This is a genomic window from Frondihabitans sp. PAMC 28766 (assembly GCF_001577365.1).
GTDB lineage: Bacteria > Actinomycetota > Actinomycetes > Actinomycetales > Microbacteriaceae > Frondihabitans.
Genome location: NZ_CP014513.1, coordinates 427,753 through 444,179, shown reverse-complemented (window position 1 = coordinate 444,179; position 16,427 = coordinate 427,753). Strand labels below are relative to the sequence as shown.

13 protein-coding genes and 2 pseudogenes are annotated in these 16,427 nt (G+C 68.8%); 8 read left to right on the top strand and 7 right to left on the bottom strand.

Going from position 1 to position 16,427, the window contains the following annotated elements:
• Positions 1-2 precede the first annotated feature (2 nt).
• The 5 genes and pseudogenes from AX769_RS02080 to AX769_RS02060 all read left to right on the top strand — a co-directional run bounded on the left by AX769_RS02080 (position 3) and on the right by AX769_RS02060 (position 6,784).
• The gene (locus AX769_RS02080) at positions 3-824 is read left to right on the top strand and encodes a ThuA domain-containing protein (protein ID WP_066275396.1); all 822 of its coding nucleotides are present in this window, start codon (positions 3-5) and stop codon (positions 822-824) included.
• Positions 821-1,957, top strand: a complete 1,137-nt coding sequence (locus AX769_RS02075) for a Gfo/Idh/MocA family protein (protein WP_066275392.1) — start codon at positions 821-823, stop codon at positions 1,955-1,957. The genes AX769_RS02080 and AX769_RS02075 overlap by 4 nt, the downstream gene beginning before the upstream one ends.
• Before the next feature lie 22 nt (positions 1,958-1,979).
• Positions 1,980-3,200: an ROK family protein gene (locus AX769_RS02070; RefSeq protein ID WP_066275390.1), complete on the top strand. Its 1,221-nt coding sequence runs from the start codon at positions 1,980-1,982 to the stop codon at positions 3,198-3,200.
• Between the two features lie 583 nt (positions 3,201-3,783).
• On the top strand, positions 3,784-5,166 hold the full coding sequence (locus tag AX769_RS02065) for a carboxypeptidase-like regulatory domain-containing protein (protein ID WP_066275389.1): 1,383 nt from the start codon (positions 3,784-3,786) through the stop codon (positions 5,164-5,166).
• Positions 5,167-5,496: 330 nt separating this feature from the next.
• A pseudogene (locus tag AX769_RS02060) lies at positions 5,497-6,784 on the top strand (adenylosuccinate synthase).
• 80 nt (positions 6,785-6,864) lie between these two features.
• Here AX769_RS02060 and AX769_RS02055 read toward each other — a convergent pair.
• Both AX769_RS02055 and AX769_RS02050 read right to left on the bottom strand, forming a co-directional pair.
• Complete coding sequence (locus tag AX769_RS02055; protein WP_066275386.1) at positions 6,865-7,791, bottom strand: hypothetical protein; 927 nt, start codon at positions 7,789-7,791, stop codon at positions 6,865-6,867.
• Positions 7,792-7,812: 21 nt separating this feature from the next.
• Positions 7,813-8,664, bottom strand: a complete 852-nt coding sequence (locus tag AX769_RS02050) for a hypothetical protein (RefSeq protein ID WP_066275383.1) — start codon at positions 8,662-8,664, stop codon at positions 7,813-7,815.
• 100 nt (positions 8,665-8,764) lie between these two features.
• Here AX769_RS02050 and AX769_RS02045 point away from each other — a divergent pair, with 100 nt between their 5' ends.
• Complete coding sequence (locus AX769_RS02045) at positions 8,765-9,190, top strand: organic hydroperoxide resistance protein (protein WP_066275382.1); 426 nt, start codon at positions 8,765-8,767, stop codon at positions 9,188-9,190.
• Between the two features lie 176 nt (positions 9,191-9,366).
• Here AX769_RS02045 and AX769_RS02040 read toward each other — a convergent pair whose 3' ends face one another.
• Positions 9,367-10,116: a hypothetical protein gene (locus AX769_RS02040; RefSeq protein ID WP_066275379.1), complete on the bottom strand. Its 750-nt coding sequence runs from the start codon at positions 10,114-10,116 to the stop codon at positions 9,367-9,369.
• A gap of 182 nt (positions 10,117-10,298) precedes the next feature.
• Between AX769_RS02040 and AX769_RS02035 the strand changes: the two genes are divergently transcribed.
• Positions 10,299-10,610: a chorismate mutase gene (locus AX769_RS02035; protein ID WP_066275377.1), complete on the top strand. Its 312-nt coding sequence runs from the start codon at positions 10,299-10,301 to the stop codon at positions 10,608-10,610.
• Entirely contained in the window at positions 10,607-11,644 is a 1,038-nt protein-coding gene (locus tag AX769_RS02030) for a beta-propeller fold lactonase family protein (protein ID WP_066275374.1), read from the top strand. Before AX769_RS02035 ends, AX769_RS02030 begins: the two co-directional genes overlap by 4 nt.
• Before the next feature lie 43 nt (positions 11,645-11,687).
• Here AX769_RS02030 and AX769_RS02025 read toward each other — a convergent pair whose 3' ends face one another.
• The 4 genes and pseudogenes from AX769_RS02025 to purS all read right to left on the bottom strand — a co-directional run bounded on the left by AX769_RS02025 (position 11,688) and on the right by purS (position 16,106).
• Positions 11,688-12,638 (bottom strand): hypothetical protein, encoded by a 951-nt coding sequence (locus AX769_RS02025; protein ID WP_066275371.1) that lies wholly within the window; start codon positions 12,636-12,638, stop codon positions 11,688-11,690.
• Between the two features lie 174 nt (positions 12,639-12,812).
• Entirely contained in the window at positions 12,813-15,140 is a 2,328-nt protein-coding gene (gene purL / locus AX769_RS02020; protein WP_066275369.1) for a phosphoribosylformylglycinamidine synthase subunit PurL, read from the bottom strand.
• A pseudogene (purQ, locus tag AX769_RS22805) lies at positions 15,137-15,831 on the bottom strand (phosphoribosylformylglycinamidine synthase subunit PurQ). The gene purL and the pseudogene purQ overlap by 4 nt, the downstream one beginning before the upstream one ends.
• Before the next feature lie 11 nt (positions 15,832-15,842).
• On the bottom strand, positions 15,843-16,106 hold the full coding sequence (gene purS, locus AX769_RS02010) for a phosphoribosylformylglycinamidine synthase subunit PurS (RefSeq protein WP_066275364.1): 264 nt from the start codon (positions 16,104-16,106) through the stop codon (positions 15,843-15,845).
• Positions 16,107-16,427 lie beyond the last annotated feature (321 nt).

Below are 16,427 nucleotides of genomic sequence, written 5' to 3'. Positions count from 1 at the left end.
ACATGAACGAATACAACGGACCACTCCGGGTCACCGTCTGGGGCGAGAACGTCCACGAGAAGGTCGAGGCGCACGTCGCCGAGCGCTACCCCGACGGCATGCACGGCGCCATTGCCGCCGGCATCCACGAGAACCTGCCCGACGCGGTCATCACGATCGTCACGATGGACATGCCCGAGCACGGCCTCACCGACGAGCTGCTCGCGAACACCGACGTGCTCACCTGGTGGGGCCACGCCGCGCACGGCGACGTCGACGACCTGATCGTCGACCGCGTTCACCGCCACGTTCTCAGCGGCATGGGCCTGCTCGTGCTGCACTCCGGCCACTGGTCGAAGATCTTCGGCAAGCTGATGGGCACGACCTGCACGCTCCGCTGGCGCAGCGAGCACGACCAGGAGCTCGTCTGGACTGTCAACCCGCAGCACCCCATCACGCAGGGCGTGCCGAACCCGATCGTGATCCCCGAGCAGGAGATGTACGGTGAATACTTCGACGTGCCGACCCCCGACGAGCTGATCTTCATCTCCGGCTTCACCGGCGGCGAGGTCTTCCGCTCGGGCATGACCTACCGGCGCGGCTTCGGCAAGATCTTCTTCTTCTCGCCCGGCGATCAGGACTTCCCCGTCTACCACCACAAAGACGTCCGTCGCGTGATCGCGAACGGCGTCGAGTGGGCGCGGCCGACGCGCGAGCGGAAGATCCCCGAGCTGCACCGCTACGACCTCGGCGAGTACTTCGAGGGCCAGCACTACGCCGGCCCGTTCGACCACCCGCTCGAGGCCCCCGCCCCCGTCGGCGACGACGCATCGGTCGGCGCGTGACCGCCTTCCGGCGCCTCGAATCGCAGGATGCCACGGTTCGGGTCATCCAGGTCGGCGCCGGCTCCATGGGCAACGCCTGGCTGCGCAACGACCAGGTGAACCCCGACATCGAGGTGGTCGGCATCGTCGACCTCAACCTCGACGCGGCGCGCGCCGGGGCCGTGGCCTACGGCGACCCGTCGGTGCCGGTGGGGACCGACCTGCTCGCGTTGATCGCCGAGACCCGGCCCGACGCGATCCTGGACATCACGGTGCCCGTGGCCCATCACCCGATCACGACCGACGCGCTGTTCACCGGGCTGCCGGTGCTCGGCGAGAAGCCGGCCGCGCAGACCGTCGCGGAGGCGCTGTCGCTGGCGGCCGCTGCCGAGGTGACCGGCGAGCTGTTCATGGTGTCGCAGTCGCGGCGCTACAACGACCAGCTCGTCGCCTTCCGGCAGCAGGCCGCCCTCCTCGGCGACCTCGGCACGGTGTCGACGGAGTTCGCGAAGGCGCCGCACTTCGGCGGCTTCCGCGACGAGATGGACAACGTGCTGCTGCTCGACATGGCGATCCACCCGTTCGACTCGGTGCGGTATCTGCTCGAGCGCGACCCGATCTCGGTCTACTGCGACTCGTACAACCCGTCGTGGAGCTGGTACCGCGGCGACGCGGCCGCCAGCGCCGTCTTCGAGTTCGAGGGAGGCATCCGCTACACGTACAACGGCTCGTGGTGCGCGCCCGGGCTCGAGACCTCGTGGAACGGGGCCTGGCGGCTCTCGGGCGCGGCGGGCTCGGCGCTGTGGGACGGCGACAATGCGCCCTTGGTCGAGGTCGTCGACGGTGACGGTTCTGTCGACGCTCTCGGCAGTGTGGGCGACGGCATCGCCGGCTCACTCGCGGCATTCGTCCACGCCCTCCGCACGGGCACCGTGCCCGACGGCGAGGTGCACGGCAACGTCATGAGCCTCGCCATGGTCGAAGCGGCCATCGAGTCGAAAGACCGAGGCGTCAAGATCCTGATCGACGACGTGCTCGAGCGCGCCTACGCCAAGGCGCTGGCGACCGAGAAGCGCGACGACGTGCGCGCGCAGCTCGAATCGTGGACGAGCGTTCGTGCAGCCCTGCAGGGCGTGGCGGTCGACGCGCGATAGCCTCCCACCAGAGGGAGGTTCCGTGAGTGACACACCAGAGCGGGCCAGGGGCAGCAACACCGACCGCGTCAGGCAGCACAACCTGTCGACCGTGCTCGGTCTCGTGCACCGCTCGGAGGGGCGCATCGGGGTCGACCGGTCGGCCCTGACGCAGAGCACCGGCCTCAATCGGTCGACCATCGCGGCGCTCGTCGGCGAGCTCGTCGAGCTGGGGCTCGTCGTCGAGACCGAGCCCGTCGCCAGCTTCCGCGTCGGCCGCCCGAGCCTCCGCGTCTCGGCGTCGCCCGATGTCGTCGCGTTCGCGGTCAACCCCGAGATCGACGCCGTCACCGTGGGTGTCGTCGGCCTCGACGGGACAGTGCAGCTCAGGATCCGACGCGAGACCGACGGCATCCCCACCGCACCCGAGGCGGCGGCCCTCGCTGCGTCGACCATCGAGGCCATGGCCCGCGAGCTCGGCCCGTCGGCTCGCATCGTCGGCATCGGTGTCGCCGTGCCCGGCCTCGTCCGTCGCTCGGACGGGCTGGTGCGCCTGGCGCCGCACCTCGGGTGGGTCGACGAGCCGTTCGTCGAGATCCTGCGGAATTCGGCGGGGTTGCCTGTGCAGGCCGATAACGACGCCTCGCTCGGGGCGCAGGCCGAGAGCATCTTCGGGGCGGGCAGCCTCTGGGGCGCCGAGCCGCTGACCGGAACCATGGTCTACCTCAACGGAGGAGCATCGGGTGTCGGCGGGGGAGTGATCGTCGACGGGCGACCCTTCGGCGGCACCAGCGGCTACGCCGGCGAGTTCGGTCACACCCTGGTCAATTCGAACGGGGTCGGCTGTCACTGCGGTGCGATCGGGTGCCTTGAGACAGAGGTCGGCCAGGCCCCTCTTCTGCGAGTGCTCGGGCTGCCGCTGTCGGCGGCCGACGAGCTGGGCTCGTCGCTCGCTTCGACCACCGACCCGGTCGTCGTCGCCGAGGTCGATCGGCAGATCGGCTACCTCGCCGTCGCGTTGCGCAACATCATCAACACGTTCGACCCCGAGGTGATCGTGCTCGGCGGCTTCCTCGGTGCGCTCTCGGGGCGGCCCGACGTCGGCCTCCTCGAGAAGGCCACGGCGACCGCGCTGCCGGGGCCGAGCGACGCGCTCAGCATCCGCACCGCCTACCTCGGTGGAGACCGGCTGCTGATCGGGGCCGCAGAGCTGGCTTTCGCGCCGCTGATCGCCGACCCTGGTCAGCTGCCATTCGCTCTGTGAGAATTGCGTATTGACACGGCGGTGGGGTGCGCTCACACTTTCCTCAACCAAGCTCGCCGTCGACTGGAACCGCAGTCGTCCCGTCCGCAATTCCGGTCACCAAGGTCAGGGGTGGTCATCGTGTCGCAATCGTCTTTCGAATCCCGTCGTGACGACGCGAGGCGCTCTCTCGAAGAGCAAGAGGTCCGCGAAGCTCTGCTGTTCCATCGTTCTCCCGTTGCGGACGACGACGACGAACAGGTCGAGGCCTCCGCGTAGGCCCCACATTCTCGGGCTTCGCTGGCGCCCTGCAGGAGGCGCCCGAAGCCCGATCGACCGCCGTGCCGACGCCCCCTCCGGGCGCGCCCGTCGGTCTTCGTGCCGCCGCCACTGGGTGCGGGAGGCCCGCTCCTACAGGCGATGCGCCTCCCGGTTGGCGGCGGCACGACACTCCCTTCGCGCGCGATCGCGCGCGTGACACGACCGACCTCGTGGCATAGGTTCGAGGTATGAAGCACTTCGGGGAAACAGCAGGCGCTCGACGGTTCGGCGGCGCGGGGCAGCGGCTCTCGCCGCACTGGCACTGGCTTCGATCGCCGCGCTGGTGGCTCCGGCGGTCACGGCTCAGGCCGCCGAAGCGACTTCGTACGGTACCTTCGCCCTCGCCGGCGGCGCCCGCGCCTACACCGGCACGATGTTACTGCCGGGTGGCTTCCCGGCCACGACGTTCACGAGCACGTCGCGCCAGGTCACCGTCATCAGCGGCGCCTCGACCTGGCAGGCCGCATCGACGCCGGTGGGCGCGGTGTACGGCTCGAGCAAGGGCATGCCCTACCTCAACCAGCGCCCGATGGCCGACAACGCCGCGTCGCCGGCCGTGACCACGTACTCGTTCGCGACGCCGTCCCCGGCGAGCGGCTGGTCGTTCGTGCTGGGCGACATCGACGCCGACCAGGCGACTGTCTCGGCCACCGATGCCAATGGTGCGGCGGTGCCGATCGCCGATCTGGGCTTCCAGGGCGTCTACAACTACTGTCACCAGACCGGTGGCCCGTCGTGCGACTCGGCCAACGTGGGCGACGTGCCCACCTGGGATCCTGCGACCGGAACACTGATCGGCAACACGCAGGCCTCCGACACCGAGGGGGCGTCGGGCTGGTTCAGCCCCTCCGTGCCGCTCAAGACGCTGACGATCACGTACCAGCAGCGCTCGGGCCTGCCCGTCTATCAGACCTGGTTCGCGACGAAGACCTACGCGGCGTCCGGCGTCGTCACGGTCGACGGCAAGCCCTACGGCGGCGCGAAGGTGTCGATCACCGACGCCAGCGGTGCCACCGTCGCGACGGTGACGGCCGGTGGTGACGGCACGTGGAGCGTCCCCGGCCTGGTCGCCGCGGCCGGATACCACGTCGCTGTCGCCACGCCGCCGGGAGCGCAGGATGCGACGCCTCTCGCGTTCGACACCACGGCCGCCGATGCCACCGCTCTCGACGTCGACTTCACGATCCCGCCGGTCACCGTCACGGGCACCATCACGGACTCCGGCGGGCAGCCCGCGGCCGACGAGCCGATCGTCATCACCCGCGACGGCGACGACGCGCCCGCGGTCACGACGACGACCGACTCCGCCGGCGGGTTCACTGCCGATCTGCTCCCGTCGCAGGACTACTCGCTGGTGGTCGACGGTGCGACGGATCAGGCGATCGCGTTCACGACGCCGACGACGAGCGGTGCGCTGGCCCCGCTCGCGCAGCCCGCGGCTCCGGTCACGACGCCGCCGGTGACGCCGCCGGTGACGCCGCCGGTCACGTCGACTCCGCCAGCGACCGGCACCGCGCCGGCAGCCGCGGGCGACGCGGGCGACGAGCTCGCCTACACCGGCTCGCAGCCCGCGTGGCCCGCGCTCGCCGGTGGTGCACTCGTGCTGGGCGGCCTGGTTATCACCCTGGGTTCCGCGAGGCGTCGCCGCTCTCCGGCCGAGCGCTGAACCGCGGTACGACTTCTGGCCCGACGGTGTCGCGTGCTGGATCTGAAGGGAGTTTTTGCCCGATCGCAGGCGCAAGTCGATCGTGACGGAGCCCGTGTCGTCCCTCCCGCCGCCAGCGTCGGTGGTGCCGCCGGAGATGGTGACGGGTGAGTGGGGCAGGAGCCCGTCGAGGCGGACGTGTGCAGTGCGCGGCGAGTCGGACGGCGACGGATCGACGACCTGCGAGAAGACGATCGCGGTGCTGCGAGCGGGCGGGGCGTCGCATCCTGCCTTCCGGTACCATGGGGTGCACCTGGCCACGGGTGCGATCCCCGACGCGAGGAGACTCGAATGCCCGCAATCGTCATCATCGGAGCCCAGTGGGGCGACGAGGGCAAAGGCAAGGCCACCGATCTGCTCGGCAGCCGCATTGACTACGTCGTCAAGTTCAACGGCGGCAAAACGCCGGTCACACCGTGGTGATAACCAGAAGTACGCTCTGCACCTGCTGCCCTCCGGCATCCTGACCGAGGGTGTCACCCCGGTCATCGGCAACGGCGTCGTCGTCGACATCGAAGTGCTCTTCGACGAGCTCGACGCGCTGATCGCCCGCGGCGTGGACGTGTCGAAGCTCAAGGTCAGCGCCAACGCGCACCTCATCACGCACTACCACCGCACCATCGACAAGGTGACCGAGCGATTCCTCGGCTCGCGCTCGATCGGCACGACCGGTCGCGGCATCGGCCCGGCGTACGCCGACAAGATCAACCGCGTCGGCATCCGGGTCCAAGACCTGTTCGACGAGAACATCCTGCGGCAGAAGGTCGAGGCCGCTCTCGACCAGAAGAACCACCTGCTGGTCAAGATCTACAACCGCCGCGCGATCAGCGCCGACGAGGTCGTCGAGACGCTGCTGAGCTACGCCGAGCGCCTGCGCCCCATGGTCGCCGACACCGCGCTCGAGCTCTACAACGCGCTCGAGGCCGGCAAGAACGTGCTCTTCGAGGCCGGTCAGGCGACCATGCTCGACGTCGACCACGGCACCTACCCGTTTGTGACGTCGTCGTCGGCGACCGCGGGCGGCGCCGCCACCGGCTCGGGCATCGGCCCGGGCAGGATCTCGAGGGTCATCGGCATCGTGAAGGCGTACACGACCCGCGTGGGCGCCGGCCCCTTCCCGACCGAGCTCTTCGACGCGTCGGGCGAGTTCCTGCGCGCCAACGGCTTCGAGTTCGGTACGACGACCGGTCGCCCGCGCCGCTGCGGCTGGTACGACGCCCCGATCGCCCGCTACTCGGCCCGTATCAACGGGGTGACCGACTTCGTGCTGACGAAGCTCGACGTGCTGACCGGGCTCGACACGATCCCCGTCTGCGTGGCATACGACGTCGACGGCGTGCGCTTCGACGAGATGCCCGTCTCGCAGTCCGACTTCCACCACGCAGTGCCGATCTACGAGGAGTTCCCCGGCTGGTCGGAGGACATCACCGGTGCCCGCACCTTCGACGACCTTCCGGTCAACGCGCAGGACTACGTGCTCGCGATCGAGGCGATGTCAGGATCCCGCATCTCGGTGATCGGGGTCGGCCCCGGTCGCGACGAGGTCGTCGTGCGCCACGATCTGCTCGGCGACGAATAAGCGTTCGACAGAGCTGAGTGCGCCCTTCTCGAGGTCGACGGAAGGCCCCGCCATGTGGCGGGGGCCTTCCTCGCGTGGTGCTACTTGCCGACGGTCAGGGTGTCGGCGAGCGAGTAGTTGCCCGCGCCGTGCGTCTGGCGCACCATGTAGGAGTGGCCCTTGGGGACGGTCAGCTGCGAGGTGCCCTTCTTGCCGAGCATCTTGACGGCGACGACCTTGCCGTCTTTGCTGCGGACGACGGCGGTGTTGCCGGCCGAGCCCTCGACCTCGACGACGGTGTCGCCCTTGGTGGTCGAGCCGACGACGTCGGTCGAGGGCGCTGCCGGAGACGCGACTCCCTTGCCTTCGCCGAGCGTGAGCTGGCCGGCGTCGGAGTACTCGCCCTCGAACCACTGGACGACGTCGTACTGCGTCTCCTGCTCGGGCTCGTCCAACTCGCGGGTCGCGTGCCCGCTGGCGTCGAGCTGAATGCGAGTGCCGAAGACGCTCGAGCCCGCTTTAGCGATGCGGACGTCCGATCCGGGCTTCCCGGTGAATTCGACCTTCACCTTGCCGGAACCGGCCAGCGGGGTGACCGTGGCGCTCGGGACGACGAAGTCGGTTCGCGTGTCGTCGTAGGGGATCTTGACGATGTCTTCGTCGTCCCAGGCGCCGCCTTCGACCGGCAGGTGGATCTGCACGTCATTGACGACGCCGGTGTCCATGAGCAGGTCCCGCACGACGGCTTCGCCGTTCTTGTCGAAGGTGCGCGCATCACTGATCTCGTCGTTGGTGTGGTTGTACAGGTAGACCCGCTGACCCTCGGTGCCGCCGGTGAGTTTGTAGGTCACGAAGAGGTTCTGGTCGAACTTGCGCACCTCCTCCTTCACGTGAACGGACGAGGCAGCCGGTGTCGACTCTGACGCCGAGGGCGCAGGGGCGGCGTTCGCTGCAAGCGCCGGGGAGGCGAGGAGCGACGAGACGAGGACGAGGCCGCCGAGGGCAGCGGTGCACGTGAGCTTCTTCATTGTGGTTGCTTTCTCTTGTCTTTAGATCGAGGGGACGGTGAATTGCTGGACGGCCGACTTGTCGTTGCGCACTTCCTGGTACACGGTGTGCTCGACGTCGAAGGCGATGTCGGCAGCTGAGATCACGGCCGAACCGGACTCGCCGAGCAGGACGCTTGTCCATCCCAAGCCGCCCTTGTCGGCGTCGATGTGAACCTGGGCGCCGGGCTGGCCGGTGACCCGCAGGTACGACGGCTGGCTCGGGATTCGTTCGACCGATAGCGGTGCCAGCGCCTGATGCTGCGGCGAGACGACGAACTCCGTCGGGGTCGAAGAGAAGAATCCCTGCGAACGCACGGCCGTGAAGTGGGTCGCATCCGAGGTGAGTGGCAGGCTCAGCACCGTGGCCTTGGACTCCGTGCCGACGCGTTGTCCGACGAAGGCGCCGTCAGCGTCGTAGATCTTTACGGTGCCGTACTTCTTGTCGATTTTGACGACGGCGCCCTCGTCACCGCTCCATACCGTGTCGATGACCGGGGCCGGTGCGATAAGGGTGGTGGCTTCGTCGGAGGTGCCGGTGGTGCTGGATTGGGTGACGTTGATGGGGATCTCGGCATCCGCCGTCGTGGCGACGGGCACTTGGACATGACCGCGGGCGCCGATCATCTTGACGCCGAGGACTTTGCCGTCGGGGGCCGCGATCTTGGTGATGTTACCGGCCGTGCCGGCGATGTCTAGGACCGCGCGGTCGCCGCTGATCTGGACGCTCTCGACGGTCGGTGCCGCAGGGGCAGCGTTGGGCGCCGGAGCGGCAAGTGCAGGCAGACTCGCGCTGACGCTGAGGATGCAGAGGCCGGCAGCGCCGGCGAGGAGGGGGAGGCGTGACTTTTTCATGAATGCTTTCTGAATCAGTCGGGTTGAATTAGCAGTATTTCACATTTTGTCTGAGCGAGCCTCTCAGACTGTGTTCAGCCGACGGGTGTCGAGTTAGCCCATGACACTTGAGATCGCCTACACCGCCATTGCCCACGCGACCGGAGGCGGCCGCGACGGCCACATCCGCAGTGAAGACGACCGCCTCGACCTCGACACCCGCCCACCCAAAGAGATGGGTGGCTCCGGCGAGGGCACCAACCCCGAGCAGCTCTTCGCTGCCGGCTACTCCGCCTGCTTCCTGAGCGCCCTCCACGGCGTCGGCAAGTCGATGGGGCTCGACACGAAAGACGCCTCGGTCTCGGCCAGTGTCGGCATCGGCCCGAACGGCGACGGCGGCTACGGACTCGCCGTCGAGCTCGACGTCTATACACCGAACGTCGCCGCCGACAAGCGCCAGGAGCTCGCCGATGGCGCGCACCATGTCTGCCCCTACTCGAACGCGACCCGCGGCAACGTCGAAGTGACGATCACCATCGTCGACTGACGCGCTGCGCCTGTCGCTGAGTTGCGGCGTGACGAAGCCCGCCACCGGGGGTTCTGGTGGCGGGCTTCGTCGTGCGCGGAGGGTCAGCCTTTCATCGGTGGGAGCGACAGATAGAGCTTCAGTACCTGGGCGCACCTCGAGTGTCATCACTCTCAACTATGAAATGTTACATCTCGTCAAGGGTTGCTGCTACCACTCCCGCTCACGTGGTTCGCCAGCAGGACCAGCACGGTGATCACCAGGGCGCCCCCCGAGACGCCGGCCAGCGCGGCAGTCGCGACCCGGTGGCACGGCGCAGGCGCCGCGCGGCAGTATCGGTTGAAAATTGCCCTCAGGTCGGGGTGCACCTGGTCGGCGTCCCACCTCCGGTCGAACGACCAGGCCTCCTGTTCGCGCCATGCGACATAGGTGTCGAAACTCTCCGCCTCCGCGGTCGCGCTCCCGCGCCGCGCCTCGTAACCCAAGAGAGCCAGCGCCCAGCCGAGCCGAGCCGAACGGCTGCGCAGCCGGCGCAGCGCTCGGTCCTCCGTCGTCGCCGCCAGCGCAACGAGGCGCACGAAGTTGAGCGGCCCGAAGACGGCCAACCCCGCGAACAGCACGGTGGCGTCGGCGTGTGACTTGAGCGAGATCGCGACCCCCAGAAGGCCGATCGCCGAGATGACGAGGGTTGCCGCGGCGTCGAGTCGGAAGACCGGGGCCTCGCGGCCGACGAATTCCGCCCACGTCTCGACGTTCTTCTGCCACCATTGCCAGCCCGCCGGCACAGGATCCAGCCCGGGGAGCGGTGTCCAGGCGGCGGGCGGCTGCCAGCCCTGGTTCGCCGCGCGCCAGTCAGGGCTCGGCGTGGGCCAGCCGGGCGGAACATGGAACTCGAGAGGCAGGGGTGTGGCGATCCGGGTGATCGGATCGAAGAGAATGGAGTCCATCGGGGGTGGTCGTGCCTTCCGTGGCGTGGTGGACGGGGCGTCGGTGCTCTTTGAGCGTAGGGCTGCGGCGACTCTCCGCGTCAGCCCCTGTTCGCGGGCTTCCCCGGGCGTCGGGAGTTGTCCACAGGGGGCACTTCTGCGGACATGAGAGCGGAGCCGAGCCGAGCCGATAAAGTCGACTCATGGAACCGCAACCGACCCCCGTCGAGCGCCTGCTCAGCATCCGCGAGAGCATCGACAACATCGACGCCGCGCTCGTGCACCTCCTCGCCGAGCGCTTCAAGTTCACGCAGACGGTCGGCCACCTGAAGGCAGACGCCGGCATGCCGCCGAGCGACCCGCAGCGCGAAGTGGAGCAGATCAAGCGCCTGCGCTCCATCGCGGCCGAATCGCACCTCGACCCCGACTTCACCGAGAAGTTCTTGAACTTCATCGTCGCCGAGGTCATCCAGCACCACGTGCGGATCGCCTCGGGCGACGAGGTCGAGGCGTGAGCGACTCCGCTGCGCAGCGGTTCTACCTCGGCTGCTACACCGCCTCGAGCGGCGGCAACGGCGGCGGCGTCTCGGTCTTCGAACGTGCAAGCGCCGGCGAGCCCTGGAAGGCGATCCAGGTCGCCCCGGTCGACGACCCCTCCTTCATCGCGCTCACCGAGGGCGAGTTGCACGCCACCTCCGAGACGACGGCCGGCCGACTCGTCTCGTTCACAGTGTCGGCGGGCGAGCTGCAGCCCGCGTCGATCGCGGCTTCGGGCGGCACCGCACCCTGCCACGTCGTGCTCGACCCCGCATCAGGATCCCTCGTGGTGACGAATTACACGGCAGGCACGTTCGCCGCCCTCTCTGCTGATGCCCTCGATCCTGCCCGCGTGGCCCGTGTGCTGCCCCTCCCCGCCGGTCACGGGGTGGTCGCCGATCGGCAGGAGGCGCCGCACGCCCACAGTTCGACGCCGACGCCGTGGGGCACGCTGCTCGTCAGCGACCTCGGCACCGACCGACTGTACGAGGTGCGAATCGACTCCACGACACTCGAGCCGTCGTTCGTTGCGGCGCATGCCATGCCTGCAGGATCAGGGCCGCGTCATTTCGCCTGGCTCGGCGACCGCCTGCTCGTGACCGGCGAGCTCGACGGGAACGTGCACGTGCTCGACCGCGTCGGCGACGGCTTCGTCGTGGCGCAGTCCGTGCACGGCTACGACCCAACGCAGTCGCACGGCACCGGCGAGGTGCTGCTCTCGCACATCGCCGTGTACGAGGGGCGCGTCTACGTGGCGGTGCGGGGCCGCGACACGATCTCGGTGCTTGCTGAGGCAGGCGGAACAGTCGACGGCCCCTTGGCGCTCGTCGCCGAAGTGCCCTGCGGCGGTCGCTGGCCCCGACACTTCGCCTTCGACGGGTCGCAGATCTACGTGGCGAATCAGCTCGGCGACACCGTCACGATCCTGCCCCTCGACGCGGTCACGGGCATCCCCGGCCCTGTCTCGTCGTCCATCCCCACCGGCTCTCCTTCTTGTGTGCTCTTCCCCTAGCCCATCCCTGCCTCGACACCTCAGAATCTGCGCGTCCGGGGCCTCAAAAGACGTCATTCGTGAGGTCTCGATCGACGCGCGTGGAGAGGTGACGCGCGAGGCGAGCGATGAAGAGGGGGAGCGTGCTCGGGGTCAGGTCTCGCGAGGTCACTCGCAGGGTGCGCCAACCGGCGTCGGCGAACCGCTCGCGCCGTGCGATGTCGTTCAGGAATGTCTTGCGGTCGACGCGGTGGTGATCGCCCTCGTACTCGAGCACGAGCCTTTGCTGGCGATACGAGAAGTCGACGAAGCCCAGCCAGAGGCCCGCTCCGTCGTACTCGTCGACGTTCATCAGCGGCTCGGGCAGGCCGGCCCTCACGATTGCGAGGCGAAGACGTGTCTCTTGGGGCGATCGTGAACCGGCGCGCATGAGCACGGCGGCGTCGCGAAGGCGTGCCACCCCGCGGCCGGTCGTTTTCGCCGCGGCAGCCCTCAGGTCGTCGAGTGCAAGCTCGCTCGCTCGCGACGTCTTCGACCACCGACCCGTCAGCGCGTCACCCAGGATCACGAGATCGTCGAGCCCCAGCACCGTGCGGCACTCTGCCCAAGTCTCGATCGGTGCCGTCAGAGGCATCCCCCGCAGCATGGTGGATGACGGCGGGCTCACCGAGACGTGACCTCGGACTCCCTTCCGCCGCACGGCGTTGTGTCGGGTGACTGTGACGTGCAGTTCCGCGTCGGCGCGCTGGAGCGCCGCCGGCACGGGGAGGCCCCAGAGTCGTGCGGCCGTCGAGTGGCTGAAGACGGCGCCGACGGGGAGAGCTGGCAGGAGCGAGCGGCAGCGGCCCTCGAACGGGTCGCTCAGGGTTTCGACGGCCGCGAGGGCGCGCACACCGTGGTGAGGCCGGGTGAGTGCCACGCGGCGCAGAGCTCGGTCGGGGACGCCCCGGGAGCGCGCTTCACGGACGCTGAACGCACGCAGCGCGAGCTCGGGAGGGAGGGTGTCGTCAGTCATCCCCGGATCCTGCCGTCATTCGAGTCGGCAGATATGCGCTGTTGGCCTCGTTCGTGGATAAGTCGAGCCAGAGCTCGATTGTGGAGAACAGGAGGCGCGCCGAGACCTCACAATCGACAGCTCTCGGGCGGGAGGAGCTGCATATTCTGAGGTCTCGGCACCCGTCGCGCGGCGCTACTCTGCGATGACCGCCCCGAAACGCGCCGGCAGGGTGCCGCGGTGCGCCTGCTGCAGCTCGTCGAGCGGCACGGTGAAGAGATCCTGCACCTCGAGCGACGCCGAGAGCGCGTCGGTCACGCCGATGCGGGCCACCGGGTAGCCGCGCCCCTCGCAGAGCCCACGGAACTTCACGTCGTCCTCGCGCGGCACCGACACGATCACGCGGCCGGTCGACTCCGAGAAGAGGGCCGTTGCGGCGTCGACGCCGTCGCGTTCGATGATCTCGTCGAGCCAGACGCGGGCGCCCATGCCGAAGCGCAGCACGGCTTCGGCGAGAGCTTGGCCCAGGCCGCCGTCGCTGAGGTCGTGAGCGGCCCCGATCAGTGACTGGTCGGACCCGGCCTTGATCAGCGCGGCGAGCTGACGCTCGGCGTCGAGGTCGACCGCCGGCGGCAGACCGCCGAGGTGGTCGTGGACGGTGCCGGCCCAGGCCGAGCCGTCGAGCTCGAGCCGGGTGGTGCCGAGCAGGTAGACGTTGTCGCCCTCGTCCTGCCAGCCCGACGGGATCCTCTTCGCGACGTCTTCGATCACGCCGAGGACGCCGATGACCGGCGTCGGGTGGATCGGCTCCGTGCCGGTCTGGTTGTAGAACGAGACGTTGCCGCCGGTGACGGGGATCTCCATCTCGAGGCAGGCGTCGCTCAGCGCTTCGACCGTCTGCGAGAACTGCCACATGACCTCGGGGTTCTCGGGGCTACCGAAGTTGAGGCAGTCGGTGACGGCGACCGGGGTCGCGCCCGTGACGGCGACGTTGCGGAACGCCTCGGCGAGGGCCAGTCGAGCGCCCTGCGCGGGGTCGAGCTGGCAGTAACGCCCGTTGGCGTCGGTCGCGATGGCGAAACCGAGGCCCGACTCTTCGTCCACGCGCACCATGCCGCCGTCGTCGGGGAAGCTCAGGGCGGTGTTGCCGAGCACGTAGGTGTCGTACTGGTTGGTGATCCAGCTCTTGTCGGCCAGGTGGGGCGAGCCCAGGATCGCCAGGAACTGCGCGCGCAGGTCGTCGCGGGTCTCGGGGCGCTCGAGCTGGGCGGCGCTGTCGGCCTGCAGCTCGTCGATCCACGACGGGTAGGCGACGGGGCGCTCGTAGACGGGGCCGTCGACGGCGACGGTGCGTGGCTCGACGTTGACGATCTCTTCGCCGTGCCAGTTGATGACGAGGCGGCCGGTGTCGGTGACCTCGCCGAGCACGCTGGTCTCGACGTCCCACTTGTCGACGACCGCCATGAAGGCGTCGAGCTTGTCGGGGCGCACGACGGCCATCATGCGCTCCTGCGACTCGCTCATCAGGATCTCTTCGGCGGTGAGCGTCGGGTCGCGCAGCAGCACCTTGTCGAGTTCGATGAACATGCCGCCGTCGCCGTTCGACGCCAGCTCGCTGGTGGCGCAGGAGATGCCCGCAGCGCCGAGATCTTGGATGCCTTCGACCAGCTCGTCGCGGAACAGCTCGAGGCAGCACTCGATGAGCACCTTCTCGGCGAACGGGTCGCCGACCTGCACGCTCGGCCGCTTGGTCGGGCCGCCGGCCGAGAACGTGTCGGACGCCAGGATCGAGGCCCCGCCGATGCCGTCCCCACCGGTGCGCGCCCCGAACAGCACCACCTTGTTGCCGGCGCCGCGGGCGTTGGCGAGGTGCAGATCTTCGTGACGCAGGATGCCGACACTGGTGACGTTGACCAGCGGGTTGCCCTGGTAGACCGCGTCGAACACCGTCTCGCCGCCGATGTTGGGCAGACCGAGGCAGTTGGCGTAGAAGCTGATGCCCGAGACGACGCCGTCGACGACGCGCTGCGTGTCGGGGGCGTCGATGGCGCCGAACCGCAGTTGGTCCATGATCGCGACGGGGCGGGCGCCCATCGAGATGATGTCGCGGACGATGCCGCCGACGCCGGTCGCGGCGCCCTGGAACGGCTCGATGTAGCTGGGGTGGTTATGGCTCTCGCCCTTGAACGTGACCGCCCAGCCGCCGCCGATGTCGACGACTCCGGCGTTCTCGCCCATGCCGACCATGAGGTTCTTCTTCATCGCCGGCGACACCTTCTCGCCGAACTGGCGAAGGTAGATCTTCGACGACTTGTACGAGCAGTGCTCGCTCCACATGACGGAGTACATCGCGAGCTCGCCGCTGGTGGGGCGGCGGCCGAGGATCTCGCGGATCCTGATGTATTCGTCTTCTTTGAGGCCGAGGGAGGCGAAGGGCTGCTCGCGGTCGGGGGTGGCGGCGGCGTTCGCGACGGTGTCGGGGACGTGGGTGCCAGGAGCTTTGGTGAGCTGTGCGTCGGTCACTTGACCAGAGCCCTTTCGATGACAGAGGTGAAGAAGGTGAGGCCGTCGACCCCCGACGACATGGCCTCGGGGTGTCGGGCCCGAAGCCCGGCTCGGTGGCGTGCTCGGGGTGCGGCATGAGGCCGACGACGTTGCCGCGCTCGTTGGAGACCCCGGCGATGTCGTCGAACGAGCCGTTCGGGTTCACCCCGATGTAGCGGAAGGCGACCTGGCCTTCGCCCTCGATGCGCTTGATCGTGTCGTCGTCGGCGATGAAGCGGCCGTCGGCGTTCTTGAGGGGGATCGTGATCTCTTGGCCCTCGGTGAAGCCGTTCGTCCAGTCGGTGGTCGCGTTCTCGACGCGGAGGCGCTGGTCGCGGCGGATGAACTGCTGGTGTGCGTTGCGCGTGTGGGCGCCGGGGATGAGGCGTGCCTCGGCGAGCATCTGGAAGCCGTTGCAGATGCCGAGCACGGGCATGCCTTTGTTCGCCGCGTCGACGACCTCGGTCATGATCGGGCTGAGGCTGGCGATGGCGCCGGCCCGCAGGTAGTCGCCGTAGCTGAAACCGCCCGGCAGGATGATCGCTTCGACGCCCTCGAGATCGTGCGAACCGTGCCACAGCGCCACCGGTTCGCCGCCGGCGAGGCGCACGGCGCGCTGGGCGTCGCGGTCGTCGAGCGAGCCCGGGAAGGTGACGACGCCGATGCGCATACCCGCTGCCATCAGAGGGCGGCGGGAGCGGTGTCGGCGACCGTGATCGAGACGACGTCTTCGATCACCGAGTTCGAGAAGACGTCGTCGGCGAGCGTCTTGACCTCGGCCAGGATCTCGTCGGTGACCTCGTCGACCGTGATCTCGAAGCGCTTGCCGATGCGCACCTCGGTGGCGAAGGACTTGCCGAGGCGGGAGAGGGCGCCGGTGACGGCCTTGCCCTGGGGGTCGAGCAGCTCGGCCTTCGGCATGACTTCGACGACGATCGTGGGCACCAGATGACTCCTGTGAGAGAGGGGCGGCGGACCCCGCAAGTCTACAAGCCGTGGCATTGGCGGCTGGCGCCTATGGTTCTGTCAGCGCGTTCTTATGGTCGGCCCCCAGAGTTGACCACGTCGTTGCGGACGGGCCTTGTGATCGGGCCTGTTCCACGTGCTGGTCAAACAGCCTGGAACACGCAATGACCTGCCGCGGGGCATCTGATCCGCCCCCGGTTCGTAGAGGCCCGGCCGTTTCCCCCGACGACCGGGCCTCTCCTCCGTTCACGTGACGCGCCCTCCGCGCAATGAGTCGGCGCCGGCCGAGAGACGCGCTAC

Bases quoted from the DNA above. Each gene is read 5' to 3' on its own strand.
- AX769_RS02080 (WP_066275396.1), top strand. From the start codon at position 3: ATGAACGAATACAACGGACCACTCCGGGTCACCGTCTGGGGCGAGAAC.
- AX769_RS02055 (WP_066275386.1), bottom strand. From the start codon at position 7,791: ATGAAGAAGCTCACGTGCACCGCTGCCCTCGGCGGCCTCGTCCTCGTC.
- AX769_RS02050 (WP_066275383.1), bottom strand. From the start codon at position 8,664: ATGAAAAAGTCACGCCTCCCCCTCCTCGCCGGCGCTGCCGGCCTCTGC.
- AX769_RS02045 (WP_066275382.1), top strand. From the start codon at position 8,765: ATGACACTTGAGATCGCCTACACCGCCATTGCCCACGCGACCGGAGGC.
- AX769_RS02040 (WP_066275379.1), bottom strand. From the start codon at position 10,116: ATGGACTCCATTCTCTTCGATCCGATCACCCGGATCGCCACACCCCTG.
- AX769_RS02035 (WP_066275377.1), top strand. From the start codon at position 10,299: ATGGAACCGCAACCGACCCCCGTCGAGCGCCTGCTCAGCATCCGCGAG.
- AX769_RS02025 (WP_066275371.1), bottom strand. From the start codon at position 12,638: ATGACTGACGACACCCTCCCTCCCGAGCTCGCGCTGCGTGCGTTCAGC.